General features: G+C 49.6%; 2 rRNA genes. Both read right to left on the reverse strand.

The features are described 5' to 3' along the window. Positions 1 to 82: ribosomal RNA gene (rrf, locus tag ACWA1F_RS23865) — 5S ribosomal RNA — on the reverse strand; the annotation flags it as partial. A 158-nt stretch (positions 83 to 240) separates the two neighbouring features. Continuing rightward, positions 241 to 3,121, reverse strand: a 23S ribosomal RNA gene (locus ACWA1F_RS23870). Positions 3,122 to 3,124 lie beyond the last annotated feature (3 nt).

Consider the following 3,124-nt stretch of genomic DNA (forward strand, 5'->3'; position numbering starts at 1 on the left):
ACTGCAGTACCATCTGCGCAGGCGGGCTTAACTTCTCTGTTCGGGATGGGAAGAGGTGAGCCCCGCCGCAATAACCACCTTAAGGTCTTGCATTGCTTTAGGCAACGCTGCAATAAATTAAAAATTTAGAATTAAAAATTAAAAATAATTGCAGTAATATTTTAACATACTGGGATAAAGAAACAAATAAGTTTTGTTTTAGAAAGTTCTCTCCCCCGATTTTCATCGGGGGAAAAGGGTGTACATAAGCTTACGGATTATTAGTACTACTCGACTGTGACATTACTGCCTTTACATCTGTAGCCTATCAACGTGGTCATCTTCCACGATCCTTAAAAGAAATCTCATCTTGTGGTGGGTTTCGCGCTTATATGCTTTCAGCGCTTATCCCTTCCCAACGTAGCTACTCTGCGGTGCCCCTGGCGGGACAACAGATACACTAGAGGTTAGTCCAATTCGGTCCTCTCGTACTAGAATCAGATCCACTCAAATTTCTAACGCCCGCAGTAGATAGAGACCGAACTGTCTCACGACGTTCTGAACCCAGCTCGCGTGCCACTTTAATGGGCGAACAGCCCAACCCTTGGGACCTTCTCCAGCCCCAGGATGTGACGAGCCGACATCGAGGTGCCAAACCCCCCCGTCGATATGAGCTCTTGGGGGAGATCAGCCTGTTATCCCCGGCGTACCTTTTATCCTTTGAGCGATGGCCCTTCCATGCGGAACCACCGGATCACTATGCTCTACTTTCGTACCTGATCGACCTGTATGTCTCTCAGTCAAGCTCCCTTATGCCATTGCACTCTACGCACGGTTACCAAGCGTACTGAGGGAACCTTTAGAAGCCTCCGTTACTCTTTTGGAGGCGACCACCCCAGTCAAACTACCCACCAAGCACTGTCCCCCACATTGCGGGGTTAGGCCTCAGATAAACAAAGGGTTGTATTTCAACAATGACTCCACAGCGCCTGGCGACGCCACTTCACAGTCTCCAACCTATCCTACACATCATTTATCCAAGGTCAATACTAAGCTATAGTAAAGGTGCACAGGGTCTTTTCGTCCCACTGCGGGTAAACGGCATCTTCACCGTTACTACAATTTCACCGAGCTCATGGCTGAGACAGTGTCCAGATCGTTACACCATTCGTGCAGGTCGGAACTTACCCGACAAGGAATTTCGCTACCTTAGGACCGTTATAGTTACGGCCGCCGTTTACTGGGGCTTCAATTCAATGCTTCTCCGAAGATAACATCTCCTCTTAACCTTCCAGCACCGGGCAGGTGTCAGGCCCTATACTTCATCTTGCGATTTTGCAGAGCCCTGTGTTTTTGATAAACAGTCGCCTGGACCTCTTCACTGCGGCCCCGATTGCTCGGGGCGACCTTTCTCCCGAAGTTACAGGTCTATTTTGCCTAATTCCTTAGCCATGAATCTCTCGAGCACCTTAGGATTCTCTCCTCAACTACCTGTGTCGGTTTACGGTACTGGTTCTTACTGCCTGAAGTTTAGAGGTTTTTCTTGGAAGCCCTTAGGCGCACTATCTCTTTGTCCGAAGACTCCGAGTACTATCGTGTTTCCCCAAGACGCGTGGATTTGCCTGCGCATCTTATAGGTAGGCACTTCAACGAACTATTCCGTCAGTTCGCGGCGCTTTCATCACTCCGTCACCCCATCACAGCAATAAGAAGTACGGGAATATTAACCCGTTGGCCATCGACTGTCCCTTTCGGGTTCGCCTTAGGTCCAGACTAACCCACAGCTGATTAGCATAGCTGTGGAAACCTTAGTTTTTCGGTGTGCGGGTTTCTCGCCCGCATTATCGTTACTTATGCCTACATTTTCTTTTCTGACCGGTCCAGCACCCCTTACGGGATACCTTCAGCCCTGTCAGAATGCTCCCCTACCACTTTGTGTTGCCACAAAATCCATAGCTTCGGTAATATGCTTATGCCCGATTATTATCCATGCTCGTCCGCTCGACTAGTGAGCTGTTACGCACTCTTTAAATGAATGGCTGCTTCCAAGCCAACATCCTAGCTGTCTGGGCAGACAAACCTCGTTCTTTCAACTTAGCATATATTTGGGGACCTTAGCTGATGGTCTGGGTTCTTTCCCTCTCGGACTTGGACCTTAGCACCCAAGCCCTCACTGTTATCAATCATTATATAGCATTCGGAGTTTGTCAGGAATTGGTAGGCGGTGAAGCCCCCGCATCCAATCAGTAGCTCTACCTCTATATAACTGAAATAACGCTGCACCTAAATGCATTTCGGGGAGTACGAGCTATTTCCGAGTTTGATTGGCCTTTCACCCCTACCCACAGGTCATCCGAAGACTTTTCAACGTCAACCGGTTCGGTCCTCCACTGTGTGTTACCACAGCTTCAACCTGCCCATGGGTAGATCACACGGTTTCGCGTCTAACACTACTGACTAAAGCGCCCTATTCAGACTCGCTTTCGCTGCGGATCCATGGCTTAACCACTTATCCTTGCCAGCAGCGTTAACTCGTAGGCTCATTATGCAAAAGGCACGCCGTCACCCCACTTAAGGGCTCCGACCGCTTGTAGGCGCATGGTTTCAGGATCTATTTCACTCCGTTATTCACGGTTCTTTTCACCTTTCCCTCACGGTACTGGTTCACTATCGGTCTCTCAGGAGTATTTAGCCTTAGCGGATGGTCCCGCCAAATTCAGACAGGGTTTCACGTGCCCCGCCCTACTCAGGATGCCGCTATCCATTACATTTGTTGCCCATACGGGGCTGTCACCCTCTATGGCGCTCCTTTCCAGAAGCTTCCGGTTCCTCATGCATGAAATATCGCGGTCCTACAACCCCAGCTATGCCGTAACATAGCTGGTTTGGGCTAATCCGCGTTCGCTCGCCACTACTTGCGGAATCACTTTTGTTTTCTTCTCCTCCGCCTACTTAGATGTTTCAGTTCAGCGGGTTTGCCCACCTATCGGTGTGCTATATCTTCAATATAGCGGGTTGCCCCATTCAGGTATCTGCGGATCAATCGGTGTGTGCCCGTCCCCGCAGCTTTTCGCAGCTTATCACGCCTTTCATCGCCTCTGAGAGCCTAGGCATTCCCCATGCGCCCTTATTTTGCTTATTGTAC

The organism is Flavobacterium erigeronis (assembly GCF_054075165.1).